Genomic DNA, 24,956 nt, shown 5'->3' with positions numbered 1-24,956 from the left:
CCAATCTCCTCCTTATCCAATTGCGACTGTGCCGCGTTCTTTTGTTCTGATCCGTATTGCTTCCTCAACCGGTAAAATAAAAATTTTCCCATCCCCAACCTGGCCGGTTGAAGCGTAGTCCAACAAAGCTTGAATAATATCTTCGACCTTGTGGTCCTCCACCACCATCTCCAGTTTCAATTTCGGAGAAAATTCCATTGTGTAGGCATTACCGCGGAACAATCCTACTCGGCCTTCCTGCTTTCCGATTCCGGCAATTTCCGTTACACTCAAACCGTCTATTCCTTCAAGTGCCAAAGCTTGGCGAACGTCTGCGAAAACGGATGGCCGAATAATCGTTTCAATCTTTTTCATGTTATCTCCTCCTTGATGTTAGGTTTGTTAACATATTAGTTTATATTTTCTGATAATGCAAGAGTTTTTTGAATTAATGTTAGGTTTTCTGACATGAAATAAAAGTAGAGGTGATTTTGATGTATAGAATTTCAGAAGAAGTAGCTGCAATGGGAAAAAAGCGGATTGAGGGACATCCGGTTGATGGCTTTGTATGGGGAAGCGGTCCGAAAAATCCGGCGATTATGCTCGTAGGGGAAGCGCCCGGAGAAAATGAAGTGGAAACAGGCATCCCGTTTACAGGGCGGGCAGGAAAAGAATTGATGGCTTCCCTGCAAAGTGTCGGTTTGGCAAGGGAGGATGTTTATATCACCAGTGCGGTAAGAAGCAGACCTTATAAATGGGGGACCAAAAAACAGCGCAACGGAGAAATCATCGAAAGAAAGTACAACCGGCCACCGACCAAAAAAGAAATAATCGCCCATGCGCCTATTTTGGATACCGAGATTCGGGACGTCCGTCCGCCGCTGATTGTAACTTTAGGGAATGTCGGGTTGCAGAGATTGATCGGTCCCAAAGCGAAAGTCATGGAACTTCATGGAGTGCTGATGGAGACGCCGATTCTATATTGGGATGATGAAGATGGCCATTTCAAAGAGACGGCTGAAATTTACCACATTTTTCCTACCTTTCATCCAGCCAGCGTTTTTTATAATCCGCCTGTTCGGACGTTAAAGGATGCTGATTGGCAAAAATTGAAAAGTTTGCTTGGTGAATTGAAGTGAACGAATAATGGGAAATCTTTCTTAGTTAAAAAAAGTTGCACTAAGGAAACTTTAACTGTACAATAACCATATTCACTAGAATTGGAAAGAAGGCATGACTATGGATAGTACAGTCTTATTCGCACTTGGACTAACTCTTTTTGCTGGACTGGCCACAGGGATTGGCAGTTTAATCGCATTTTTTGCATCCCGTACCAATACAAAATTCCTGTCGATTTCTTTAGGGTTTTCAGCTGGCGTCATGATTTATGTCTCCATGATTGAAATCTTCTTTAAAGCAAAAGATTCCTTGACGAATGCCCATGGTGAAACGATGGGCTATTGGCTGACTCTCGCTGGGTTTTTCGGCGGAATGATTTTCATGGCGGCGTTGGATCGGATTCTGCCTCAACTGGGAAATCCGCATGAAGTCAAAACAGTGGAAGATATGGATGAAGGACCAACCAATGACGAGTATGCCAGGCTTCGGAAGATGGGGATCTTTACTGCTTTAGCAATCGGTATCCACAACTTTCCGGAAGGGATTGCCACTTTCATGTCGGCTATACAGGATCCTGCACTTGGGGTAGCTATTGCAATTGCCGTAGCCATTCATAACATTCCAGAGGGAATCGCTGTATCCGTACCGATTTACTATGCAACCGGCAGCCGGATAAAAGCTTTTCAATACAGCTTTCTCTCCGGGATTTCAGAACCGATCGGAGCAATTGCTGCCTGGTTGTTCCTGATGCCTTTTCTCAGCGACACATTGTTCGGAATCATATTTGCCGGCGTAGCTGGCATCATGGTCTTCATTTCGCTTGATGAATTATTGCCAGCAGCGAAACGCTATGACGAAGCGCATCTGTCCATCTACGGATTGGTGGCCGGCATGGCAGTGATGGCTGTCAGTCTGGTGTTGATCGTTTAATCATGAAACTTTTGCCTCCTGTTCTCGTAGTAAAGAGAAAGGAGGCTTTTTCTATGGACATCAAACGCATTGAACAGACTTTCTCGGAAATATCGAAAATAGCGGGCTGGGCAGTAGATAAGCGGATTGTATTGGCTGTCACAAATGTTTACTTATCCCGCGGCCGAATTTTTGATGGCAAGGCACACGAGGCGGCGGTCGAAACCATCAAAAAGAATGAGGGCTGGACTTCGCCTCTCCGCTCACACTTGCTCCATATCGCGGCAGCTTTCATGGTGATCAAAGAAGAAGGTGTAGAAAATTCGTTGAAGTTGGTCAATCAAAATCAGAAAGAGCTTAACAACGCTGGATTTTGGAAAACTTCCTACACGTATCTGGCAGCTCTGTTGATGAAGCAGCCGGAAGAAGCGGAACGGACAAGAAAATTATACGAAGAAATGAAGAAGCACCATAAGTTTCTGACATCAAACGAAGACATTCCGTATGCAGCTTTATTGGCGAGCAGGGAAGGGAATCTTGAAGAACGGGCAACAACCATGAATATGTATTACCGCGACCTTCGCGAACAGGGCTTCACGATGGGCAACGATCTTCAATGGCTATCTCAAATCATGACTTTCGATTCCTCGGCCTATGACCCGGAAATGGTGGGTCGGGTTTTAGCGATCCATCAATTCTTCAAAGAGGAAAAAATAAAAATCCGTACTGCCCAATACCCGACTCTTGGTTTTTTAGCGGTAACGCGAGTGGATGGTGAAGCGTTAAGTGGGATTGCATCAAATACACGTGAGTTGGAAAAACATAAAATTTTCCGATGGTATAAGGATATGGCTTTTTCTACGGCTGTCCAACAGGCGATGACTGACAGTATTGACGCCCAGGACATAGCTGCAATGACTTTTTCGACCTCGTTGGAGACCTTGATGCAAGCACAGCAAGCTGCAATGATGGTCAGCATGAACGCAGCGATTATATCGTCGACAAATAATTCTTCCAGTTAAATGGCAGGGATGATTTTGGTTGCTTCGTGCCGCCTGACCTTAAGTTGTTGGAAAAAACAGATTTCCTTTCACGACTTGTCACCAAACGGCCTTCAGCGTATAGTTGTGTAAAGACACTACTGTACATGTGTAAAGACAAGGAGAATGGCAATGTCGACTGTAGCTGAGAAAAATTCAGGTTCTATTTCAAGAAATAAACTATTATGGGTCGCCGGATTGGGCTGGCTCTTTGATGCGATGGATGTTGGGATTCTATCTTTCGTAATTGCGGCATTGCATGAGGACTGGGGACTGACCTCCAATCAAATGGGGTGGATCGGCAGTGTCAATTCAATCGGGATGGCGGTTGGGGCGTTCGTCTTCGGCATCTATGCAGACCGCGTTGGCAGAAAGAAGATCTTCATCATTACTTTGCTGCTGTTTTCCATAGCGAGCGGACTTTCGGCCTTTACTACGACGCTCGCAGCGTTTATGATCCTGCGGTTTTTTGTCGGAATGGGACTGGGCGGAGAACTGCCGGTGGCTTCTACGCTGGTATCAGAAAGTGTGCCAGCAAGAGAGCGCGGGCGCGTCGTCGTCCTGCTGGAAAGTTTTTGGGCAGCCGGCTGGCTGGTTGCGGCAGTTATTTCGTACTTCATCATCCCGTCTTTCGGCTGGCGAATTGCGCTGCTGCTGACGGCATTGCCGGCGCTTTACGCACTTTACCTGCGCATCAATTTGCCGGATTCACCCCAGTTTTCCGCTAAAAAGGATGTATTGCGGTCGATTTCCACCAATATTAAAGACGTCTGGTCCAAAAAATACAGACGTCCTACTTTAATGCTGTGGATCGTCTGGTTTACCGTCGTCTTTTCGTACTACGGAATGTTCCTGTGGCTGCCGAGTGTAATGGTGCTGAAAGGGTTTACGCTCATTCAAAGCTTCCAGTATGTCTTGATCATGACCCTGGCTCAATTGCCCGGCTACTTTTCGGCTGCTTGGCTTATCGAGCGTGTTGGGCGGAAATTCGTATTGGTTACGTATTTAATCGGAACAGCTGCCAGCGCTTTGGCGTTCGGTAATGCGGATACTATCACCCTATTGATCGTTGCGGGGGCTTTCCTGTCCTTCTTCAACCTGGGAGCCTGGGGGGCATTGTATGCGTATTCCCCAGAACAGTACCCAACAGTCATCCGAGGTACCGGTACAGGCATGGCTGCATCTTTTGGACGGGTAGGCGGAGTGCTTGGACCGCTATTGGTCGGTTCGATGCTGACAGCTGGAATCGGCATCAATATAATCTTCGGGATTTTCTGTGTCTCCATCCTCATCGGAGCGATGGCCGTCGCATTTCTTGGAACTGAAACAAAACAGATGGAATTGGAATAGCACAGCTTAAAAACAACGTAGCCGATACACTTTCGGAGTACGTTGTTTTTTAAATAAAGAAATAGCGGATATATGCAGGAGATTTTCCATAATATAGCTAATACCTTATGAATAGGAATTACAACAGAAATGGACGTGGGGAAATGGAATTGCTTATCTATTCGGATTCAGCAGTTTTTTCGGAAAAAGTGTCGCCGTTGCTGTACCGGAACGAAGACATTCATAGTTTGTTCTTGGGCGTGCTTGGACAAATTCAAGCAAATCAATACGAAGATTATTTCCTGGCGCTCGCAGAAAAGGAAGGCGAGATTGCAGCGGCTTGTCTGATGACGCCTCCGCATGCCTTGCAATTGGTTGTTTTTCGGCATTTCCCTGAAATTGAACAAGTGATAGCTGGGCACTTGCAGAATCTTGGGGTTGAAGTCAGCGGGATTGTCGGGGAACAGGAAACGTCCCGTCTCTTTGCGGAAGCGTGGACCCGCCATACGGGAGAGCAGATAAAGGTATTGATGAACCAAGGCCTGTACCGGATAGATGCGGTCTCTAAAGGGCTGAAGAAAAGTGAAGGGACATGGCGGGTCGCCAGTAAAAAAGATGCGGAAATTTTGGAGGAATGGTATCGGCTTTTCGAACAGGAAACGGGAATAGGCCGTCATTCTACTCAAGCGGAAGCTACGCGTCGGATTGCTGACTTTCTGGAAAGGAAGGAAGTCTATGTGTGGGAAGTCGATGGAGTGGCCGTCTCCTGTATGAAGAAATCACGTCCTTCAAAAAACGGCATAACGGTTTCATTTGTATATACTCCGAAGGGCCAGCGGGGCAGGGGATACGCACGGTCGCTGGTCGCTGAAGTTACAGATGAGCTGCTGTTGGAGTACGATTTTGTGATGCTTTATACGGACCTTGATAACACCACGGCCAATAAAATCTACAAGGAAATCGGCTATGAGCAGATCGCCAATCCGGTTCACCTTGTTTTTGAAGAGCAGTAATTTGCGCTTGAAAATTTTAGGGAGTATAAAGAGCTGGCAGAGGGTATAAAAAAGTTAGGCTGAAAGAAACAGAAGGGAGCGGAGGCTATGATTCGATTTGAAAATGTCACAAAGCGCTTTCCGGATGGAACGGAAGCATTAAAAGACATTTCACTCGTACTTCCCACTCATGAATTGACTGCCATCATCGGCCCCAGTGGATGCGGTAAAACCACTTTGATGAAAATGATCAATAAACTGGAAAAACCGACTGATGGGAGTATCTATATCGATGAAAAGCCCATTAATGGAATGGATGAAGTCCAACTACGCCGTTCAATCGGCTATGTTATTCAGCGTATTGGATTATTTCCTCACATGACCATTTCGGACAATGTGGCACTGGTTCCGAAACTGCTGGAATGGCCAAAAGCCAGAAAAGAAGAACGGGTACGCGAGTTGCTCCAGTTGGTCGGCTTGGATCCCGAAATCTATATGGACCGCTATCCCCTCGAGTTGAGTGGAGGACAGCAGCAGCGCGTAGGAGTAGTGCGTGCCTTGGCTGGAGACCCGAACATCGTCTTAATGGATGAACCGTTTTCAGCGCTTGATCCCATCAGCCGGGAACAATTGCAGGACGAACTCCGAAATCTTCAACAAACCATCAACAAAACCATTGTCTTCGTTACACATGACATGGATGAAGCACTGAAAATTGCAGATTCCATCATCGTAATGCGTGACGGCCAAGTCGAACAGACTGGAACGCCCCAGCAATTGATCGACGATCCCGCAAATGAGTTTGTCCGTAATTTTATCGGTGTAGAACGCATCAATCAGAAGCGGACCTTCGGGGAAAAGAGATTGGTGGAGTTTCTGGATTTATTTACAAGGGACTGGGCAGGCGATGCCGAGAATATCTCTGCTGACTCCACAATTGAAGCGGCTTTCAATCAACTGGATAACAGCAATCAGGACTATTTGGCGATCGTTGAAGATGGAAAGGTCGTGGCTTATGCGAATGACCGTGATTTATTGAAAGCTGCTCTTGTTAAGGAATCGGGGGTATTGGTATGAGGAATTTTTTCGATACACTCGTCAACCGGCAGGATATGATCATCAGCGCGCTTCTGGAGCATATTTACCTATCATTCGTAGCTGTTGCAATCGGCATTGCGATTGCATTGCCGCTTGGAATTGTCATTACACGCTACCGGCGATACGCTGAACCGATTATTGGTGTGACGGCTGTTTTCCAAACCATCCCAAGTCTTGCGCTGTTCGGCTTTTTGGTTCCTATACTGGGCATCGGTTCGCCGACGGCTTTAATTGCACTCATCATCTATGCCCTGCTGCCGATTCTGCGGAATACCTATGCCGGAATTGTAGGTGTCGACGGTTCCACGATTGAAGCGGGGCGGGGGATGGGCATGACCCGGACACAGATATTGCGGCAGATCGAATTGCCGCTCGCATTGCCCTTCATCATGGCGGGGATACGAACGGCGACCGTCTTGACTGTCGGTATCGCTACACTTGCGACATTCGTCGGGGCTGGCGGTTTGGGGGATATCATCTACCGCGGCCTGCAATCGTATAATAATGCGTTGGTTCTTGCAGGAGCCCTTCCAGTTGCGCTGCTTGCCATCGGGTTTGACCAGATATTGAAGTGGATCGAAAAGAGAGCAACGCCAAAAGGCTTAAAAACATAGGAGGAAATGAGCATGAAAAAAATAGCGTTTGGTATTTTATTGGCTGGAACCACAGTGATTGCGGGTTGCGGATCAGGCGGAGATGCATCGGATCCACTTGTAATCGGCGGTAAGCCATGGACAGAACAGTACATTCTTCCTCATATTCTTGGGCAATACATTGAAGCAAATTCAGAGTACACAGTAGAGTACGAAGATGGTCTCGGGGAAGTATCGATTTTAACGCCTGCCTTGGAACAGGGAGATATCGACATGTACGTAGAATATACGGGAACGGGATTGAAAGACGTGTTGAAGGAAGAATCGGTGCCTGGCCAATCTTCAGAAGAAGTGCTGGAGATTGTCAGAGCCGGCTATGAAGAAGAATTGGAGGCAACTTGGCTTGAACCGCTCGGTTTTGAAAATGGCTATACTTTAGCCTATTCAAAAGACAGTGGCTATGAGGCTGAAACCTATTCGGATTTGGCAGAGATTTCACAATCGGAAGGGATGCGTTTTGGTGCACCTCATCCGTTCTATGAACGCCAGGGAGATGGTTATGACGACCTGGTCGCGACCTATCCATTTGAGTTTTCTGCAACGGAAAGTTTCGATCCGGCCATCATGTATGAGGCAGTCCAAAGTGGAGAGGTAGATGTCATTCCAGCTTTCACAACAGATAGCCGCATCGGATTATTCGATCTTGAAACAACAGAAGATGATCTGTCATTTTTCCCGAAATACGATGCAGTTCCTGTTGTGCGGATGGAAACACTTGAAGAGTATCCGGAACTTGAAGAAGTATTGAGCGGACTGGCTGGGCAAATCAGCGAAGAAGAGATGCTGGCCATGAATTCACGCATTGATGTAGACCAGGAAGCTGCAAGTGACGTAGCCCGCGAGTTCCTGATTGAAAAAGGATTAATCGAAGAGTAAATGAAAAAACCGCTGCCTAAGCAGTGGATGTCAGACTGTAGACAAAGTCTGACCAAAATGTATAGCGGTGCCTAATCCCCAACCGGTCCGGCCACTTCGCGTTCCGTGGGCTCAGCTTCAGCCTCCTCGTCACTGCGTTCCTGCGGGGTCTTCAGCTTTCGCTGTCCCACAGGAGTCTTCGTGGCCAGCCCGCTTGGAAGTGTGTTGCTTCAATCAAAGAGAGAAGCTTGCTAGTCAATATCAGGAAATGTCGTCTCTACAAACCTGGTAAATCTTTCACTCAAGGATCCGGAGCGCCAGGCGGCGACTCCTGCGGGAACAGTGAAGTGCCGAAATCCACTCGGGCGCCAGTCCGAGTTAGTTCGGCGCGAGCCCGTGGAAAGCGTCCGCCTGAAGCGCAGGATCCGGTTTAAACAGGATGTAATGTGTATTCATGCTTTAAATGACATCAATATTCTTTTGTCTACAAGCTCAACTCCACTGCCTAAGCAGTGGAGTTTTTTATTTACGGCAACAGCTTGTTTTCTAGATTTCAGCGATAAGTTCTTCGGCAAAGTACGCCACACTGCTGATCTGTCTTACGCCCGGCAGAGCTAGACGGGTGCTTCCGCTTTTCTTGTAGCATTTGGGAAAAGGTTCTTGTACAATAGATTCAATGAGTGAATAGTCATTCAATTCTGCTAAATGAGAGCGATTTCAATAATTATAATGGGGTGAAGGGTATGAGAGAAGTTGTCATTGTAGAAGGGGTGCGTTCGCCGGTAGGGCGGAGAAAAGGACAGTTTGCCAATCAACGTCCGGATGAATTGGCAGCTTTAGTGCTGGAAGAGTTGGTGACGCGTGCAGGTGTAGAAAAAAGTGAAGTAGAAGATATTATTCTAGGCTGTGTTTCCCAAGCGGGAGAACAGGGCAGCAATATTGCACGAACTGCGGCGTTGATTGCCGGTTTTCCAGATTATGTGCCTGGAGTGACCATCGACCGCCAATGTGGTTCGAGCCAGCAGGCAGTGCATTTCGGAGCGCAGGCGATTTTAGCGGGAGATATGGATATCGTCATTGCGGGCGGAGTGGAAAGCATGACGCGCGTACCGATGTTTTCCAATATGCAAGGGTCGGAGCTAAGCGAAAAGTTGACCGATCAATACGAAATCATCAACCAGGGATTGTCGGCAGAACGAATTGCTGGAAAATGGGGATTCACCCGAGATCAGCTTGATGCTTATGCAGTGCAAAGCCATGAACGGGCGCAAAATGCCATTCAGGCAGGCCATTACGAGCGTGAAATTGTGCCGATTGAAACACAGGGACCAGACGGGGAAAAACAAACCGTTGCAATTGATGAGGGGCCGCGCCCTGGAACGACCCAGGAAGTTCTCGGCGGGTTGAAAACAGCCTTTGATGAGAATGGCGTCATCACTGCAGGCAACGCCAGCCAAATGAGTGATGGTGCTTCTGCGGTCCTATTGATGTCAGCAGAGAAAGCGCAGGAACTTGGCTTAAAGCCGAAAGCGCGGATATTGGCGCGTGTTGTGGTCGGTTCCGATCCAACGTTGATGCTGACGGGGCCGATTGCGGCAACGAAGAAAGTCCTTAAAAAAGCAGGGCTCGAAATTGGCGATATGGATCGTTATGAAGTCAATGAAGCGTTTGCGCCAGTTCCGCTTGCTTGGCTGAATGATATCGGTGGAGACCCTGAAAAATTGAATGTCAACGGCGGCGCGATTGCGCTTGGCCACCCGCTTGGGGCAACTGGAACCAAATTACTGGTATCGCTGCTGCATGAACTGGAGCGGATAAATGGGCGTTATGGTCTGCTGGCAATTTGTGAAGGCATGGGAATGGCAAATGCCACAATCATTGAGAAACTATAGATTTTTTGAAAACTAAGGGGGATGACAATGGAATTTTCGAAGGTTAGAGCAGTAATTACGGGGGGAGCTTCCGGGCTTGGGGAAGCGACGGTGCGCCGCATTGCAGAAAGTGGCGGGAAAGCAGCTATTTTTGATTTGAATGCGGAACGCGCGAAAAAGTTGATTGAAGAACTGGGGGAAGAATCGGTCATCTACAAAGAAACCGATGTGACGAACGCGACGCAGGTCGAACAGAATATAAGTGAAACACTTGAACAGTTCGGCAGCATTGATTTGGTCGTCAATTGCGCAGGAATCGGCACACCGGGGAAAGTGTTATCCAAAAGCACACCGATAGCATTGGATCAATTCGAAAAAGTCATCAAAGTGAACTTGATCGGCAGTTTCAATGTAATCCGGGTTGCCGCGGCAGCTATGCAGAAAAATGAACCGAATGAAGAAGGGGAGCGCGGAGTCATTATTTCAACGGCATCAGTAGCCGCATACGAAGGTCAAATTGGGCAGGCGGCCTATAGTGCATCAAAAGGCGGGGTGGTATCGATGACGTTGCCGATAGCACGGGAACTGGCAAGAGACGGAATCCGCGTCATGGCAATTGCACCTGGATTAATGGAGACGCCGATGGTGGAAGGGCTGCCGGATGCAGCCATTGCTTCATTGTCGGCAGCTGTACCATTTCCGGCGCGTCTCGGGAAGCCTGCTGAATATGCGCAATTAGTGGAAAGTATAACGGCAAATCCGATGTTGAATGGGGAAACGATCCGACTTGACGGAGCAATCCGCATGCAGCCGAAATAAGGGGGACGAAGAGGATGGGGAAATATCGTTTTGAAGAAGAAGAACAGGTGATGTTCCGTAAATCGTTACGGAAGTTTTTGGAGAAGGAAGCAGTACCGAATTATGACCAATGGGAAAAAGATCACCTCATTCCGAAATCATTCTGGAAAAAACTTGGGGATATGGGTTTTTTAAGCCCTCAGGTTGAGGAACAATACGGCGGTCTCGGTCTTGATTTCCGATACGCAGTTGTTATTGGGGAAGAAATGGAACGTGTCGGTGCCAGTTTGACAGGGGTGGGTCTGCATAATGACATTACCGTACCTTATATTGAAGCCTACGGAAACGAAGAGCAGAAACAGCGCTGGCTGCCAGGCTGCGTTTCTGGCGATCATATTACAGCGATCGCTATGACAGAGCCGGGAGCAGGGTCTGACCTTGCCAATATATCAACCACTGCCGTTCGGAATGGCGATAATTACATAGTCAATGGCCAGAAGACCTTCATCACCAACGGCATCAATTCAACATTGGTGCTGGTGGTGGTAAAAACCGACCCGAAAGCGGAACCGAAGCACCGGGGGATTTCCTTATTGATGGTGGAAGAAGGAACGCCGGGCTTTGAGAAAGGGCGCAAGCTCGATAAAGTTGGCCTTCATGCACAAGATACTTCGGAATTGTACTTCGAGGATTGCGTTGTCCCAGCCGCCAATTTAATCGGCGAAGAAAACAAAGGCTTTACTTATTTGATGGAAAAACTGCAGCAGGAACGCCTGGTGGTCGCAATGGCTGCACAAGTGGCTTCAGAGGATATGCTGGAAATGACCTTGGAATATGTGAAGTCAAGAAAGGCTTTTGGCAAGCCGATCGGTTCGTTCCAGAATTCCCAATTTAAATTGGTGGAGATGGCGACGGAAATCGAATTGGGCCATTCATTTTTGGAATCGCTCATTGAAGACCATATGGCTGGAAAAGACATTGTGTCCAAAGTGTCGATGGCGAAGTTTTGGTTGACCGATACGGCCAAAAAGATTTCCGGTGAATGCATGCAATTGCACGGAGGGTACGGCTATATGGAAGAATATAAAATTGCACGCCGGTACCGCGATATTCCAGTGGCAGCGATTTACGCCGGTTCCAACGAAATCATGAAGACCATCATTGCCAAGCGGATGGGCCTATAGATGAAAGATGCGTTGAAAGGCGTGCGCATATTGGATGTCACTTATTACGTGCCGGGGCCGTATGCGGGCATGCGGCTTGCTGAACTGGGTGCGGAAGTCATCAAAGTTGAACCGCCGGCCGGCGATCCGGCGCGCTATATGAGCGGAGGGCATGTCCACGAGGCGAATAACCGGGGTAAAAAAATTGTCCATATCGACTTGAAATCACCTGAAGGCCACCTGGAAATGCTGGAATTGGTGAAGAGTGCTGATGCACTTATAGAAACATTCCGGCCCGGTGTCATGAAAAAGTTAGGGTTGGATTATGACAGCTTGAAGCAGGTAAAGCCGGACCTGGTTTATTGTTCCCTGTCGGGTTATGGACAAAGGGGTGAAATGGCTGGATTGGGAAGCCATGATTTGAACTATATGGCTTTGTCGGGTGCTTTGGACCAATTGAGGGATGCATCGGGCCGGCCGGTCCATCCGACAAATACATTTGCTGATTTTACGGGTGGACTGTTGGCATCTGAACAGCTGATAGCCGCTTTATTTAAAAAATTCCGTACGGGGCAAGGGGAATACCTGGATATTGCTCTGGTTGAAGTGATGGCGGAATTTCTCGGAAATCATGATGTCTACCATGCGGCGGGTGTGTCGGAAAGAGGGGTCCCGGAAATCGGGGGCGCGCGGATCAGCTACGCCATCTATGAAACAAAAGACGGACGTTATATGACTTTAGGAGCGCTGGAAGAGAAATTTTGGCGGGCGTTTTGTGAATTTGCCGGACAGCCCCAGTGGCTGGAATGGGGAGAAAAGTCGGTGGGGGGTCCGGAGCATCAGCAAGTCGCTGATTTTTTCTACTCGAAGGATTGGCAGGAGTGGTACCAAATTTCCTTGCAGGTGGATGCCTGCCTGGCGCCTGTCTTAAAAGCGTATGAACGGCACGAGCACCCGTTTTTCATTGAAAAAAATAGAGCGAAAAAGGAGTCGGATGTCACATGATGGAATCGCCGTTATTATTATCTTCTTTTGTAAAAAGAGCAGAGCGTTATTTTCCTGAAAAATTGATCATTTCGCGGACTGGTGAAAACATGGTCCACCGCATTCCCTATAAAGAGTTTGCGGTAAGAACCCGCAAATTGGCTGCTGCTTTGACGAAAATCGGTATGGAGCGGGGAACGAAAGTCGGAAGTTTTGCCTGGAATCATCATCGCCACCTGGAACTGTATTTTGGTGTGCCGGGTGCCGGTGCCATTCTGCACATGATCAATATCCGCCTGTCTCCGGAACATATCGCCTATGTCATCAATCATGCCGAAGATGAAATTCTGTTGGTTGATCACGATTTGTTCCCGCTAATCGAAAAACTCGCGCCCATGCTGAAATCGGTTAAGCATTTCGTCATCATGAAAGATGGAACGGATTTACCCGAAACCACGCTTGAAAATGTTTACTCCTATGAAGAACTGCTGGTTGCTGAAGATGGCAGCTTTGAATTTCCGGAAGATCTGGACGAAAACACGCCGGCCGGCATGTGCTACACATCGGCGACAACCGGCAACCCGAAAGGTGTCGTCTATACACACCGCGGCCTGGTGCTCCACAGCTACGCGCTGGGCATGGCCGATGCCATGGGCTTGTCGGAACGTGACATCGCTTTGTCGATTGTTCCAATGTTTCATGCCAACGCATGGGGCTTGCCATTTGCCTGCGTCTTGTTCGGCACTACGCAAGTGCTGCCGGGGCCGGGCTTTGCTCCAGGCATGCTGCTGGATTTGATTGAATCAGAAAAAGTTACACTGACTGCTGGCGTTCCGACCATTTGGATGGGCGTACTGAAAGAATTGGAAGCGAACCCGCGCAATATCGAAACCCTTCGAATGATCATCTGTGGTGGATCGGCTTCACCGAAGGGCTTGATCCGGGCGTTTGAAGAAAAATATCATGTGCCGTTTGTGACTGGCTACGGGATGACAGAAACGGCTCCGCTTGTCAGTTTGGCCATCACTACTTCGGCGATGGCTGATATGACGATGGATGAGCGCATTGAGCGCCGGTCTATGGCGGGCTTGCCGATGCCGGGATTGGAAGTGCGGATCGTCAATGAAAACGGCGAAGCCCCATGGGATGGCGAAACGATGGGTGAACTGAATGTTAAAGGTGCATGGATCGCCGATGAATATTATAAAGACGAACGGACCGCAGATGCCTTTAGGGACGGCTGGCTTTATACGGGCGACATCGCCGTCATCGAACCGGATGGCTACATTAAACTGACAGATCGGACGAAAGACCTGATTAAGAGCGGCGGCGAATGGATTTCATCCGTCGACCTGGAAAATTCATTGATGACCCATGATGCGGTTTTTGAAGCGGCAGTTGTCGCAATTCCACATGAAAAGTGGATGGAGCGGCCGCTCGCCTGTGTGGTCCTGAAAGAAGGCTATACGGAAGACGAGGCGACGAAATCCGAATTGCTGACTTATCTGGAAAGTCAATTTGCCAAATGGTGGGTGCCGGACGATGTGGTCTTTTTGAAAGAAGTGCCGAAGACCTCGGTCGGGAAATTCCTGAAAGCGGCTTTGCGAAAAGAATTGGATGGTTACTATCAGTGATTATTATTTAACGGAGCGCAAGCGGCGGGGAGACTCTGGCTGTTTGCGTTTTTTTCATTGTCGAGGCTAGATGGCTGCTTCTGCTTTTCTTAAGCCGACCCAGCGGCGTGGTAAAGAGCGCCACTCTGCTGGGTCGTCTTATGACCGTCGAATCTACATGGGCGCCTCCGCTTTTCTTATTGTCCAGACTCCAACGGCCAGGTCCTAGGGTCATAAGCCAACCCGGCTTTGCGACTGAAAAGATGTCGCTTTGCCGGTCTGTCTTATGCCGTCGGACCTACATGGCCATTTCCGCTTTTCTTTGTCCAGCTCCAGCAGCCAGCCTCTCGAGTCGCTTCAGTCCTGCCAGCACTGGCAAAGAGCGCCATTACCAGCAGGACTTCCAGCGCTTGTCGAGGCTAGACGGCTACTTCCGCTTTTCTTTTACTTGACAGAATAAACAAAACCTTTTAAGATAAGGGTCAACTTGTTGTACGAGAAGCAAGTCCTTTTGAGAGAAGAGCCCAGTGAAGACGAGAATAGAAGAGTGTATAAATCGAGGATTGAGACGAGTAGGCAGGGAGCTCCATTTAGAGAGTCAGCGGCTGGTGCAAGCTGATTGGATGAACTGCGCGAATGGACTTAGGAGAGCTGGCCTGAAAGCGGAAGCGAGTAAGGGAGACGTAAGCCCTGCGTTAAAGGGAAAGGCGAAGAGCCTGTTTAAGTGAGTGCAGAAATTCATTGCATTAATGCGTGGTGGTACCGCGGTTTCAACCCGTCCCCGCAATCAGATAACTATCTGGTTGCGGGGATTTTTGTATTCAAAAACGAGACGAGGAGAGATTGAGATGAGCAGAGTAGAGAATATGAACGAACAAACGATGTATGAAAGATCATTGGAGATTTTGAACGGCACAATAGATGAACAACAGGTAAAAAACTTTTTATCCGGATTGCATGAAAAAGGCGAGACCGCAGATGAACTGGTGGGGCTGGTCAAGGCGATGCGTGAAAAAGCCGTGAAACTTCCAGCAGTGGAAGGGGAACTGGTCGATGTTTGCGGAACCGGCGGGGATCGTTCTTACAGCTTCAACATCAGCACATTGACGGCTTTTGTGCTGGCAGGCTGCGGCTTAACGGTTGCAAAGCACGGCAACCGCAGTGTTTCCAGCAAAACTGGTAGTTCAGATGTTTTGGAAGCACTGGGTATTTCAACGGAAACGGACGTTGCAGCGATTCCGACAATGCTGGACCAGACGGGAATTGCGCTACTCTTTGCACCAGCCATCCATCCTGCACTTGGGGGCCTGCGCCAGATTCGTAAAGACATCGGTACGCCGACGATCTTCAATTTAGTTGGACCTTTGGCGAATCCTCTTCCGATTACGGTTCAGATGACCGGGGTTTACCGCCGTGACATGCTGGAGCCGATGGCAGATGCCTTGATCCGGCTGGGGCGGAAAAAAGGAGCTTTGGTCCACGGAGCGGGCGGATTAGACGAATTATCGCTTGCCGGCACCAATGAACTGATCGTTTTTGATGAACTGGGCAAGCGGGAAATGACCATTCACCCGAACGAAGTCGGTTTAGAGGTCGCCCCAATCGAAGCGATTCGTGGAGGAGACCCTGAACGCAATGCAGAAATTTTTATGGATGTATTATCTGGAGCCGACAGCCCTTATCTGGACACGATTGCTTTGAACGCAGGTACTGTATTGTATATCAGCGGCAAAGCGAAAACAGTGAAAGAAGGGGTGCAGCAGGCGAAAGCATCACTCAAATCTGGCGAAACCGCGCGCGTCTTTGACTTGCACCGGTTAGCAGCGGGGGTATTTGCATGACGATATTGGATAAAATCATTGCGACAAAATATGAAGAAATAAAAACCTATAAACCGGTACAGCCCGAAAATAACGCTTTTCCTGAAAAATCAAAGCTGCTTCCACATCTGCAGGAAAAGAATGGTGTCATTTCAGAGATTAAGCGGGCGTCTCCGTCGAAAGGTGATATCCAGACCGAAGTGGATATTGTGGGGCAAGCCAAAAAGTATGAAGAAGCGGGAGCTGCCGCAATTTCGGTGCTGACGGATGAAACCTATTTTAAGGGATCGATCGACGACCTGCGGAAAGTGGCGCAAGCTGTTTCAATTCCAGTGCTATGTAAAGATTTCATGGTCAGTGAAATTCAGATTGACCGTGCGCAAAATGCAGGCGGCACCATCATTCTGTTGATTGTCGCAGCACTTGAAAAACAGCAGCTGGAGAACCTTTATCAGTATGCCCTTTCTAAAGGGCTGGAAGTTTTGGTGGAAGTCCACGACGAAGAGGAATTGCAGGCGGCACTCCAATTGGATGCAAAACTGATCGGCGTCAATAATCGGGATTTGAAGACCTTCGATGTATCGATTGAACGAACCGCGCAATTGGCTGAGAAATTTCCATTTGATGGCGAGCGGGTGCTCATCAGCGAAAGTGGAATGCATACAAAGGAAGATGCGAAATTCGCTTATGCAAACGGAGCTTCCGGTATTTTAGTGGGGGAAGCGTTAATGCGCTCAGAAGATCCGGGGAGCTGGATTCGACAGGCGACGAGTGAGGAGGCAATCCAATGACCAAAGTGAAGATCTGTGGTTTGAAGGAAGAACAACATGTCAAAGCGGCGAAGCGGGCAGATGCCATTGGATTTGTCTTTGCTCCGAGCAAGCGTCAGGTGACGATTGAGCAGGCAGCTGAGTTGGCTAAACACATTCCCGCAGATACAGATAAAATCGGCGTTTTTGTCAATGCTTCCTTGAAGGAAATTGAAGACACTATCGCGGGCGTTCCATTAACGATGGTTCAGCTGCATGGGGATGAGCCGGACGAACTGGTGCAGGCAATCCAAGTTCCCGTAATCCAAGCTTTTTCAATCCGCACGAAAGAAGATGTAGGGAAATTGAAGAAGTCGCAGGCTGATTACATATTAGTGGATGCCCCGGGTACTGAATACCGAGGGGGCAGCGGCAATGTATTCGATTGGTCTTTACTCGATGGAGCCGATATCGATCCATCCCGTCTGATTGTGGCGGGCGGCTTGAATCCTGGAAATGTCCATGCGGCAATCGGTCAGACTGCTCCTTATATGGTAGACGTTTCCAGCGGAGTTGAAACGGATGGACGTAAAGATACAGCGAAAATACAGGAGTTCATAAAACAGGTAAAGGATGATTCGATGGAACAGACAATAGAGAAAACAGGATTTTTCGGCAAGTACGGTGGACAATTTGTGCCGGAAACCTTGATGAAAGCCGTCAAAGAATTGGAAGATGCCTATGAGGCAGTAAAAGAAGATCCTGAATTCCATAAAGAATATCATCATTATTTATCCGAATATGTAGGGCGTGAACAGCCGCTGACATTCGCAAAACGGATGACGGAAGCATTGGGTGGTCCGAAAATCTATTTAAAACGGGAAGACTTGAATCATACCGGTGCCCATAAAGTGAATAATGCGATCGGCCAGGCGCTGCTTGCCATGCGCATGGGCAAACGTAAAATCGTAGCGGAAACCGGAGCGGGACAGCATGGGGTTGCGACAGCGACAATCTGTGCGCTTTTCGATTTGGAATGTGTTATTTTCATGGGCGAAGAAGACATTAAGCGCCAGCAATTGAACGTTTTCCGCATGAAGCTTCTAGGGGCGCGTGTGGAAAGTGTCACCAAAGGCAGTGCAACGTTAAAAGATGCCGTCAATGAAGCACTGCGCTACTGGGTGTCCAATGTGGAAGATACGCATTACCTGATCGGCTCGGCTTTAGGACCGCATCCATTCCCAACGATGGTCCGCGATTTCCAAAGCGTCATCGGGGAAGAAACGAAACGCCAGATTCTTGATAAAGAAGGTCGCTTGCCTGATGCCATATTGGCATGTGTGGGCGGCGGCAGCAACGCCATCGGCATGTTCTATCCATTTATTAAAGACAAAGATGTTCAGTTGATCGGTGTTGAAGCAGCCGGTGAAGGTGTCGATACGGACAAGCATGCTGCAACCTTAACCAAGGGAACTGAAGGTGTCCTTCATGGGGCGTTGATGAAATTATTGCAGGACGATGCAGGCCAGGTGCAGGAAGCGCATTCGATTTCTGCAGGCCTTGATTATCCGGGGATTGGGCCGGAGCATGCCTATTTGGCGGATATCGGCCGCGTTGAATACCGGTCGATTACGGACGAGGAAGCCTTGGCTGCGGTCATCAGCATGTCCCGTCTTGAAGGGATCATTCCGGCACTGGAGTCCGCTCATGCCATTGCGGAAGCTGAAAAGCAGGCAAAAACGATGACTGCCGATCAGATTTTGGTCATTTGCGTGTCAGGCCGTGGCGATAAAGACATGGCAACATATGCCGAGAAACTGGAGGGACTGTCATGAATCGACTGGAGCAACTGAAAAGTACAGGAAACAAAGCGTTTGTCGCTTACATCATGGCGGGAGACGGCGGGCTTGACCGCTTGAAAGAACAAGTGCAGTACCTGCAGACAGCGGGTGTAACGGCCATTGAAATCGGTATCCCTTTTTCGGATCCGGTGGCGGATGGCCCGACAATCGAAGCAGCGGGCAACCGTGCGTTGAAGCAGGGCGTCACTCTTCAGAAAGTATTGGAAGAACTGCAGAGTTGGACTTTTCAGGTTGAGATTCCTTTGCTGGTGATGACGTATTTGAATCCGGTGCTGAAATTCGGTGTGGAACGTTTTGCTACTGAATGCGGCAAAGCTGGCGTTTCAGGCGTCATCATCCCGGATCTTCCTTTTGAACACAAGCAGCTTGTACAGCCTTATGTCGATAAGGAAGGCATCAAGTTGATCCAGTTGGTGACGTTGACGACGACTGACGCCCGGCTGAACGATATTTTAAGCGAAGCGGAAGGCTTCGTTTACGCTGTAACCGTCAAAGGCATAACCGGTTCACGTGATGAAATGTCGGAAGAAGTCAAAGCGTTCATGCGCAAAGTCCGGGAGAAAAGCCCGGTTCCGGTTTATGCCGGCTTCGGAATTTCGAAGAGCAGCCACGTCGAGATGCTGCGGGATGATGTGGATGGATTTATTGTGGGAAGTGCAATCGTCGAAGCTTTCAACGACGACAGAATTCAGGAAATCGAACCGCTTATCCATGCAGTGACTGCCTCCCATTCGATATAATAGAGGCAGGAGGGGATTTTATGTTTACACCAGTCTCTGCTGATTTTTTCGATGCTCCGACACTGGAACTGTCCCGCAGTCTGCTGGGCCAGATCCTGGTCCATGAATTGCCGGACGGCATCGTTGCGGGGCGCATCGTAGAAACGGAAGCCTATATGGGTGCGGAAGATCGCGCTGCCCACAGCTTTGGCAATCGGCGCACGAAGCGTACAGAAATCATGTTCGGAAAACCCGGACTCGTTTATACTTATCAAATGCATACCCATACATTGATCAATGTCGTCAGCGGGCCGGAAGACACCCCGCGGGCGATTTTAATCCGTGCAGTCGAACCGGTGGAAGGCATAGACCTGATGGCTGAACTGCGCGGTAAGCATATGCCGATTAAACAGTGGACCAGTGGACCAGGGAAGCTGACCAAGGCGATGGCCATCACGATGGATCATTATGGCCATCATTTTACGGAAAAACCGCTTTATATCGCCGAGGGAGACCCCGTCCATGCCGTATCGGTCGGACCGCGGGTAGGGATCGGAAATTCACTCGAAGCGGTTCATTATCCTTATCGTTTTTGGGAGTCGGAAAATCCATTTGTCTCGAAATTTCGCTAGTTCGGTGTTTAATCCCATCTTTTTGTGGAATACTGAAAGGGAATGATTAAACAGAAGGAGTGGAAGATAGTGGCAAAAATTGCAACGTTGATTACAGACATGTTCGAAGATGTGGAATATACTGATCCGTCGAAAGCATTTAATGATGCAGGTCACGAAGTTTTCACTATCGAAAAAGAAGCAGGCAAAGAAGTTACCGGCAAACAGGGAGAAGCGGTTGTCACCATCGATAAAGGCATTGACGAAGTCAGCGCCGATGATTATGATGCTTTGTTCCTGCCGGGAGGATTTTCTCCGGATCAATTGCGTGCCGATGATCGTTTTGTAGAGTTTACAAAAGCTTTCATGGATGCGAAAAAACCTGTCTTTGCCATTTGTCATGGACCTCAATTATTGATTACGGCGAAAGCATTGGAAGGCCGCAAAGCCACAGGCTATAAGTCGATTCAAGTCGATATGGAATATGCTGGCGCCACTGTAGTGGACGAAGAAGTGGCCGTGTGCCAGGACCAATTGGTCACCAGCCGCCAGCCGGATGATATCCCGGCGTTTAACCGTGAATCATTGCGTGTCCTTGAGCAACTCGCGTAATAAAGAGCAGAACCCGAATCAGCATTGCTGGTTCGGGTTTTTTTGTGTGAGAAATTACGGATGAAGGTTTTGAGGAGCAATAGTTCGAGGTTTTCACATTCTCTCTTGAATACATAAGTGGTTGCTTATATAATGGGTGAAGTGCTGTAAAAGAAGGTGAAGATATGGAATATGATCAAATGGAGACGTATTTAAAAGCAATTGGTGATCAGAAAAGATTGCTGATTTTAAAATTCCTGGCCAAAGAGGCTTTATGCATCTGTGAATTCACAGATCTTCTGGAAATGACGCAGCCGGCCATCAGCCAGCATATGCGCAAATTGAAACATGCTGGACTGGTTTGGGAAGAAAAGCGCGGACGTTGGACGATTTGGTCCTTGAACACGCAGCATATGCAGTACTCGGTGTTGATTCATTTATTGGATCTATTGCCGGAACCTCGCCGCTCAATTGGCCGCTTGATTGCGGAAGGGAAAAAAGTGAATTGTGAATAGGGAGTTGGATGAACGTGGATGTATTTTTAGCGAGTTTTATTTTTATCGTCACATTGATATTTGTTATTTGGCAGCCGAGAGGCTTGTCGATCGGCTGGTCCGCCATTGTGGGGGCAGTTGTTGCGTTGCTGTTTGGGGTTGTTGATTTCGGCGATGTCTGGGACGTGACCGGCATTGTCTGGAATGCGACATTGACATTTGTTGCATTGATCATCATTTCATTGATTTTGGATGAAATCGGCTTTTTCGAATGGGCCGCTTTACATATGGCGCGTTTTGCCAAAGGCAGTGGATTGCGGATGTTCTTCCTGGTCATCATGCTGGGGGCAGTCGTAGCGGCGTTGTTTGCGAATGACGGGGCGGCATTGATCTTGACGCCGATTGTTTTGGCGATGGTCCGGGCACTGAAATTCAAAGACGCAATGATTTTGCCGTTTATCATGGCTTGTGGATTTATCGCTGATACGGCGTCACTGCCTTTTGTAGTCAGCAACCTGGTCAATATTGTCTCTGCAGATTTCTTCGGCATCGGCTTTACCGAATACGCAATCCGCATGGCTGTACCGAACTTGTTCAGCATCGCGGCAAGTATGCTGGTATTGTACCTGTATTTCCGGAAAGATATTCCGAAACATTTTGATGACAGTGTCTTGAAAACGCCGGCATCGGCAATAAAAGATATCAAGATTTTTCGTTTGTCGTGGGCAGTACTGGTGATTTTGCTGATTGGTTATTTCAGCAGCGAAGCATTGAATATTCCAGTTTCCTTTATCGCTGGATCGGTCGCCATCATCTTCCTGGCGATTGCACGAAGAAGTAAATCAGTTGAAACAATGACTGTTTTAAGAGGGGCGCCATGGGCCATCGTCTTTTTCTCCATCGGCATGTATGTCGTGGTGTATGGTTTGAGAAATGTGGGGCTGACATCGGTGCTGGCAACAGCAATTGAATGGACAGCAAGCCATGGTTTATATTCAGCCACCATTGGAATGGGCTTCATCGCAGCAATTCTGTCGTCTGTTATGAACAATATGCCGACTGTCATGATTGATGCCTTGGCTATCGCGGAAACCGAGACAACTGGAGTCGTGAGGGAGGCGTTAATCTACGCCAATGTGATTGGGTCAGATTTAGGGCCGAAAATCACGCCGATCGGTTCACTGGCGACTTTATTGTGGCTGCACGTACTGAAGGTGAAAGGCGTAGAAATTACATGGGGTTATTATTTCAAAATCGGTATCATCCTGACGGTTCCGACTTTGTTCATCACCTTGACCGGCTTGTACTTATGGCTGACAATTTTAAATTAAATCGACAAAAAAGGAGCATGCCAGTGGTATGCTCCTTTTTTGTCTAGGTTATGAAAATGTGTGATGTGCTTTTCTAATCCAGAAACTTGGCCAAGTAAATTTCGTTATGGGGTTCGTCGTTAATCATCATGGACTTTTGTCGGATGCCTTCAGATTCGAACCCGGCTTTTTCATATAATTTGCGGGCAGGTTCATTTTCTTCGACGACCGTCAATTCCAGTCGGGTGATGCCCTTTTCCTTGGACCATTCCTCTGCTTTTTGGAGCAGGGATTTTGCGATTCCTTTGCCTTGTGCATCCTTTTGGAGACCGAGGTCAATCGAGGCACGGTGAGCGGCCCGTTTGGCTGCATTGCCCATAATCATCAAATAACCGACATGCTGGCCATTGAGGATGGCGATGATGATGGTCGAATGGCCACTTTGTTTCCATTCGATGATTTGCTTTCGGACTTTCTGTGTGGATTGGGTCCGTTCATCTTTAGCGTATAGCATAAAGTCAGATTCGGATTCCACTGTTTTCTGTAAAGCGGCCAGGGAGCGTGCGTCCCCATGCTCTGCAGTTCGGATCAATAAAATATCCTGGTCTTCGTCATCGTTAGCCGAACCTTTTCCATTTGAAAGATCCGCTCTCTCGAAGACAACAAAGCGATCTGGTTCAACATCGCTGACGAAATAACCGGCATCCACCCACGCGTGAAAATGTTTGGCCGGCGCTTTTGTCTTTTTCCACCAACTTTTGTTTAAGTAGGCAGCATTAGGCAAATTCTGTCCCATGATTTGTTCAATTTCGGAAAATGTTAACTTTATTGAAGAATTCGTCGCTCCGGAGAAATAATCAGCCAGAGGAATGTATTTCTTTTCCAGTAAAATAGTCACAGACATCTCTTCCTTCCACCTAACTTTGAATTAGTTAGTCATATTATACCATTCGCATATGCTAAAGTACACAATGAATTTTAAAAATACTGATAATTCTATAAACTTACCCATCTTTAGTTTTATTTATTTGGTTCTTGGAGTTTGGTTTTTTCAATTGGGGTACTTGTGATAGAATAAGCACAGAAACTAAGTTATCCAGGAGGCTATCATTCATGTCAAATGTTTTAGTATTGGGTCACAAAAATCCGGACACCGATTCAATTTGTTCGGCCATCTCATATGCCTATTTAAAAAATGAAATGGGCATGGTTGCTGAACCGATCCGCTTAGGTGAAGTGAACAACGAAACCATATTCGCTTTAGAGACTTTCAAATTCGACCAGCCAAGATTGGTGACGCATGTTGCCAAAGAAGCCGAACAAGTGATTCTGGTGGATCACAACGAACGCCAGCAAAGTGCTGAAGACATCAACGAGGTCCAAGTGATTGAAGTGGTGGACCATCACCGTATCGCCAACTTTGAAACGACCGATCCGTTATACTTCCGTGCGGAACCGGTTGGGTGCACGACGACCATCATCTTAAAGCTGTTTAAAGAAAACGGCATAGAAGTACCACCGAACATTGCAGGTTTGATGCTTTCTGCTATTATTTCGGATTCACTTCTTTTCAAATCACCGACCTGCACAGACCAAGATGTGAAAGCTGCTGCTGAATTGGCGGAAATCGCGGATGTGGATGCGCAAAGCTATGGCCTTGATCTATTGAAAGCCGGAGCCGATTTGAGCAATAAAACATTGGAAGACCTGATTTCATTGGATTCGAAAGAGTTCGAAGCAGGCGAGCACCGATTTGAAGTTGCGCAAGTCAATGCGATCGATGTAGAGGAAGTCATGATTCGCCAAAAAGAACTTGAAGTATTGATGGCTGATACCATCTCTGCTAAAAAACTCGATCTTTTCGTATTTGCTGTTACCGATATCCTCAACAATAATTCAGTCGCCATCGTTCTTGGCCAAAGAGCCGGCATCATCGAAAGCGCCTTTAAATCAAGCGTAGTTGATAACCGTGTCCTGTTGCCGGGCGTCGTATCACGCAAAAAGCAGATTGTACCAGTCATTACAGAAGCATTAAGCTGATTCCCTCTTGGGAGTCAGTTTTTTTTTTGTCCAGCTTCGGCCCCTTGAATCTCGGGGTCTTAAGTCATTCCGTCTATGCGGCAAAAAGCGCCGCTTCGACGATCGGCCTTAAGCCCGTCGATTCAGGACAGGCGCCTGCGCTTTTCTTGTTGTCCAGTTGCAAGTGCCTAGCTCTTCGGGTCATAAGTCCCTTCGACAATGTAGCTGAAGAACGCCATTACCGGCAAGGCTTCCAGCGCTTGTCGGAGGCCTGCAGGATGCGGGTCAGCTAACCGGTGCGACACGATATCGCGCTCTTAGGTTAGCTTCTGCTGTTGGGCTGCTTCCGCTTTTCTTTGTCTAGACTCCGGCGCCCAG

24 protein-coding genes and 1 other annotated feature are annotated in these 24,956 nt (G+C 48.1%); of the genes, 22 read left to right on the top strand and 2 right to left on the bottom strand.

What is annotated here, in order from left to right; translation table 11 throughout:
- Nucleotides 1-12: 12 nt before the first annotated feature.
- On the bottom strand, nt 13-354 hold the full coding sequence (locus Q0785_RS16865) for a P-II family nitrogen regulator (RefSeq protein ID WP_298832635.1): 342 nt from the start codon (nt 352-354) through the stop codon (nt 13-15).
- 119 nt (nt 355-473) lie between these two features.
- Here Q0785_RS16865 and Q0785_RS16860 point away from each other — a divergent pair, with 119 nt between their 5' ends.
- From Q0785_RS16860 to Q0785_RS16755, 21 genes are all read left to right on the top strand, one after another.
- Nucleotides 474-1,118 (top strand): uracil-DNA glycosylase, encoded by a 645-nt coding sequence (locus Q0785_RS16860; RefSeq protein ID WP_298832632.1) that lies wholly within the window; start codon nt 474-476, stop codon nt 1,116-1,118.
- Between the two features lie 100 nt (nt 1,119-1,218).
- Nucleotides 1,219-2,028, top strand: a complete 810-nt coding sequence (gene zupT / locus Q0785_RS16855; protein WP_298832629.1) for a zinc transporter ZupT — start codon at nt 1,219-1,221, stop codon at nt 2,026-2,028.
- A 53-nt stretch (nt 2,029-2,081) separates the two neighbouring features.
- A complete protein-coding gene (locus tag Q0785_RS16850; protein WP_298832626.1) occupies nt 2,082-3,029 on the top strand; it encodes a DUF4003 family protein in 948 nt (315 codons plus the stop codon).
- A gap of 150 nt (nt 3,030-3,179) precedes the next feature.
- Nucleotides 3,180-4,397, top strand: coding sequence for an MFS transporter (locus tag Q0785_RS16845; RefSeq protein ID WP_298832623.1), 1,218 nt, complete (start codon nt 3,180-3,182; stop codon nt 4,395-4,397).
- 143 nt (nt 4,398-4,540) lie between these two features.
- Nucleotides 4,541-5,389 carry a GNAT family N-acetyltransferase gene (locus Q0785_RS16840; RefSeq protein ID WP_298832619.1) on the top strand — a complete coding sequence of 283 codons (849 nt, stop codon included), beginning with the start codon at nt 4,541-4,543 and terminating at the stop codon, nt 5,387-5,389.
- 87 nt (nt 5,390-5,476) lie between these two features.
- Complete coding sequence (locus Q0785_RS16835; protein ID WP_298832616.1) at nt 5,477-6,445, top strand: ABC transporter ATP-binding protein; 969 nt, start codon at nt 5,477-5,479, stop codon at nt 6,443-6,445.
- Nucleotides 6,442-7,080, top strand: a complete 639-nt coding sequence (locus tag Q0785_RS16830; RefSeq protein WP_298832613.1) for an ABC transporter permease — start codon at nt 6,442-6,444, stop codon at nt 7,078-7,080. The genes Q0785_RS16835 and Q0785_RS16830 overlap by 4 nt, the downstream gene beginning before the upstream one ends.
- A 12-nt stretch (nt 7,081-7,092) precedes the next feature.
- Nucleotides 7,093-7,995: a glycine betaine ABC transporter substrate-binding protein gene (locus tag Q0785_RS16825; RefSeq protein ID WP_298832610.1), complete on the top strand. Its 903-nt coding sequence runs from the start codon at nt 7,093-7,095 to the stop codon at nt 7,993-7,995.
- A 722-nt stretch (nt 7,996-8,717) separates the two neighbouring features.
- A complete protein-coding gene (locus tag Q0785_RS16820) occupies nt 8,718-9,866 on the top strand; it encodes a thiolase family protein (RefSeq protein ID WP_298832604.1) in 1,149 nt (382 codons plus the stop codon).
- A 27-nt stretch (nt 9,867-9,893) separates the two neighbouring features.
- Nucleotides 9,894-10,664, top strand: a complete 771-nt coding sequence (locus Q0785_RS16815; RefSeq protein WP_298832603.1) for a 3-hydroxyacyl-CoA dehydrogenase — start codon at nt 9,894-9,896, stop codon at nt 10,662-10,664.
- A 14-nt stretch (nt 10,665-10,678) separates the two neighbouring features.
- Nucleotides 10,679-11,827 (top strand): acyl-CoA dehydrogenase family protein, encoded by a 1,149-nt coding sequence (locus tag Q0785_RS16810; RefSeq protein ID WP_298832599.1) that lies wholly within the window; start codon nt 10,679-10,681, stop codon nt 11,825-11,827.
- Nucleotides 11,828-12,811: a CaiB/BaiF CoA-transferase family protein gene (locus Q0785_RS16805; protein ID WP_298832597.1), complete on the top strand. Its 984-nt coding sequence runs from the start codon at nt 11,828-11,830 to the stop codon at nt 12,809-12,811. It abuts the gene before it with no gap.
- On the top strand, nt 12,808-14,424 hold the full coding sequence (locus tag Q0785_RS16800; protein WP_223637043.1) for a long-chain fatty acid--CoA ligase: 1,617 nt from the start codon (nt 12,808-12,810) through the stop codon (nt 14,422-14,424). Before Q0785_RS16805 ends, Q0785_RS16800 begins: the two co-directional genes overlap by 4 nt.
- A gap of 529 nt (nt 14,425-14,953) precedes the next feature.
- Nucleotides 14,954-15,189: a binding site (T-box leader), on the top strand.
- 62 nt (nt 15,190-15,251) lie between these two features.
- Nucleotides 15,252-16,244: an anthranilate phosphoribosyltransferase gene (trpD, locus tag Q0785_RS16795; protein ID WP_298832592.1), complete on the top strand. Its 993-nt coding sequence runs from the start codon at nt 15,252-15,254 to the stop codon at nt 16,242-16,244.
- Nucleotides 16,241-17,014, top strand: a complete 774-nt coding sequence (trpC, locus tag Q0785_RS16790) for an indole-3-glycerol phosphate synthase TrpC (protein WP_298832589.1) — start codon at nt 16,241-16,243, stop codon at nt 17,012-17,014. The genes trpD and trpC overlap by 4 nt, the downstream gene beginning before the upstream one ends.
- On the top strand, nt 17,011-18,807 hold the full coding sequence (gene trpB / locus Q0785_RS16780; protein ID WP_317851919.1) for a tryptophan synthase subunit beta: 1,797 nt from the start codon (nt 17,011-17,013) through the stop codon (nt 18,805-18,807). Before trpC ends, trpB begins: the two co-directional genes overlap by 4 nt.
- Entirely contained in the window at nt 18,804-19,574 is a 771-nt protein-coding gene (gene trpA, locus Q0785_RS16775; protein ID WP_223637037.1) for a tryptophan synthase subunit alpha, read from the top strand. The genes trpB and trpA overlap by 4 nt, the downstream gene beginning before the upstream one ends.
- Nucleotides 19,575-19,594: 20 nt before the next feature.
- Complete coding sequence (locus tag Q0785_RS16770) at nt 19,595-20,185, top strand: DNA-3-methyladenine glycosylase (RefSeq protein ID WP_223637035.1); 591 nt, start codon at nt 19,595-19,597, stop codon at nt 20,183-20,185.
- A gap of 69 nt (nt 20,186-20,254) precedes the next feature.
- Entirely contained in the window at nt 20,255-20,776 is a 522-nt protein-coding gene (locus Q0785_RS16765) for a type 1 glutamine amidotransferase domain-containing protein (protein ID WP_298832580.1), read from the top strand.
- A 164-nt stretch (nt 20,777-20,940) separates the two neighbouring features.
- Complete coding sequence (locus tag Q0785_RS16760; RefSeq protein WP_298832577.1) at nt 20,941-21,270, top strand: metalloregulator ArsR/SmtB family transcription factor; 330 nt, start codon at nt 20,941-20,943, stop codon at nt 21,268-21,270.
- Nucleotides 21,271-21,284: 14 nt separating this feature from the next.
- Nucleotides 21,285-22,580, top strand: a complete 1,296-nt coding sequence (locus Q0785_RS16755) for an arsenic transporter (protein ID WP_298832574.1) — start codon at nt 21,285-21,287, stop codon at nt 22,578-22,580.
- Between the two features lie 73 nt (nt 22,581-22,653).
- Here Q0785_RS16755 and Q0785_RS16750 read toward each other — a convergent pair whose 3' ends face one another.
- Nucleotides 22,654-23,463 carry a GNAT family N-acetyltransferase gene (locus Q0785_RS16750; RefSeq protein WP_223637025.1) on the bottom strand — a complete coding sequence of 270 codons (810 nt, stop codon included), beginning with the start codon at nt 23,461-23,463 and terminating at the stop codon, nt 22,654-22,656.
- 209 nt (nt 23,464-23,672) lie between these two features.
- Here Q0785_RS16750 and Q0785_RS16745 point away from each other — a divergent pair, with 209 nt between their 5' ends.
- Nucleotides 23,673-24,599: a manganese-dependent inorganic pyrophosphatase gene (locus Q0785_RS16745; RefSeq protein ID WP_223637021.1), complete on the top strand. Its 927-nt coding sequence runs from the start codon at nt 23,673-23,675 to the stop codon at nt 24,597-24,599.
- Nucleotides 24,600-24,956 lie beyond the last annotated feature (357 nt).

Source organism: uncultured Planococcus sp. (assembly GCF_947501725.1).
Lineage (GTDB): Bacteria > Bacillota > Bacilli > Bacillales_A > Planococcaceae > Planococcus > Planococcus donghaensis_C.
The sequence above is the reverse complement of the archived record's forward strand: the minus strand, read 5'-3'. Positions and strand labels throughout refer to the sequence as shown.

Bases quoted from the DNA above. Each gene is read 5' to 3' on its own strand.
- Q0785_RS16805 (WP_298832597.1), top strand. From the start codon at position 11,828: ATGAAAGATGCGTTGAAAGGCGTGCGCATATTGGATGTCACTTATTAC.
- trpC (WP_298832589.1), top strand. From the start codon at position 16,241: ATGACGATATTGGATAAAATCATTGCGACAAAATATGAAGAAATAAAA.
- Q0785_RS16750 (WP_223637025.1), bottom strand. From the start codon at position 23,463: ATGTCTGTGACTATTTTACTGGAAAAGAAATACATTCCTCTGGCTGAT.
- trpA (WP_223637037.1), top strand. From the start codon at position 18,804: ATGAATCGACTGGAGCAACTGAAAAGTACAGGAAACAAAGCGTTTGTC.
- Q0785_RS16840 (WP_298832619.1), top strand. From the start codon at position 4,541: ATGGAATTGCTTATCTATTCGGATTCAGCAGTTTTTTCGGAAAAAGTG.
- Q0785_RS16820 (WP_298832604.1), top strand. From the start codon at position 8,718: ATGAGAGAAGTTGTCATTGTAGAAGGGGTGCGTTCGCCGGTAGGGCGG.
- Q0785_RS16800 (WP_223637043.1), top strand. From the start codon at position 12,808: ATGATGGAATCGCCGTTATTATTATCTTCTTTTGTAAAAAGAGCAGAG.
- Q0785_RS16835 (WP_298832616.1), top strand. From the start codon at position 5,477: ATGATTCGATTTGAAAATGTCACAAAGCGCTTTCCGGATGGAACGGAA.
- Q0785_RS16825 (WP_298832610.1), top strand. From the start codon at position 7,093: ATGAAAAAAATAGCGTTTGGTATTTTATTGGCTGGAACCACAGTGATT.
- Q0785_RS16860 (WP_298832632.1), top strand. From the start codon at position 474: ATGTATAGAATTTCAGAAGAAGTAGCTGCAATGGGAAAAAAGCGGATT.
- Q0785_RS16760 (WP_298832577.1), top strand. From the start codon at position 20,941: ATGGAATATGATCAAATGGAGACGTATTTAAAAGCAATTGGTGATCAG.
- Q0785_RS16810 (WP_298832599.1), top strand. From the start codon at position 10,679: ATGGGGAAATATCGTTTTGAAGAAGAAGAACAGGTGATGTTCCGTAAA.
- Q0785_RS16830 (WP_298832613.1), top strand. From the start codon at position 6,442: ATGAGGAATTTTTTCGATACACTCGTCAACCGGCAGGATATGATCATC.
- Q0785_RS16845 (WP_298832623.1), top strand. From the start codon at position 3,180: ATGTCGACTGTAGCTGAGAAAAATTCAGGTTCTATTTCAAGAAATAAA.
- Q0785_RS16865 (WP_298832635.1), bottom strand. From the start codon at position 354: ATGAAAAAGATTGAAACGATTATTCGGCCATCCGTTTTCGCAGACGTT.
- Q0785_RS16815 (WP_298832603.1), top strand. From the start codon at position 9,894: ATGGAATTTTCGAAGGTTAGAGCAGTAATTACGGGGGGAGCTTCCGGG.
- zupT (WP_298832629.1), top strand. From the start codon at position 1,219: ATGGATAGTACAGTCTTATTCGCACTTGGACTAACTCTTTTTGCTGGA.
- trpB (WP_317851919.1), top strand. From the start codon at position 17,011: ATGACCAAAGTGAAGATCTGTGGTTTGAAGGAAGAACAACATGTCAAA.
- Q0785_RS16770 (WP_223637035.1), top strand. From the start codon at position 19,595: ATGTTTACACCAGTCTCTGCTGATTTTTTCGATGCTCCGACACTGGAA.
- Q0785_RS16745 (WP_223637021.1), top strand. From the start codon at position 23,673: ATGTCAAATGTTTTAGTATTGGGTCACAAAAATCCGGACACCGATTCA.
- trpD (WP_298832592.1), top strand. From the start codon at position 15,252: ATGAGCAGAGTAGAGAATATGAACGAACAAACGATGTATGAAAGATCA.
- Q0785_RS16850 (WP_298832626.1), top strand. From the start codon at position 2,082: ATGGACATCAAACGCATTGAACAGACTTTCTCGGAAATATCGAAAATA.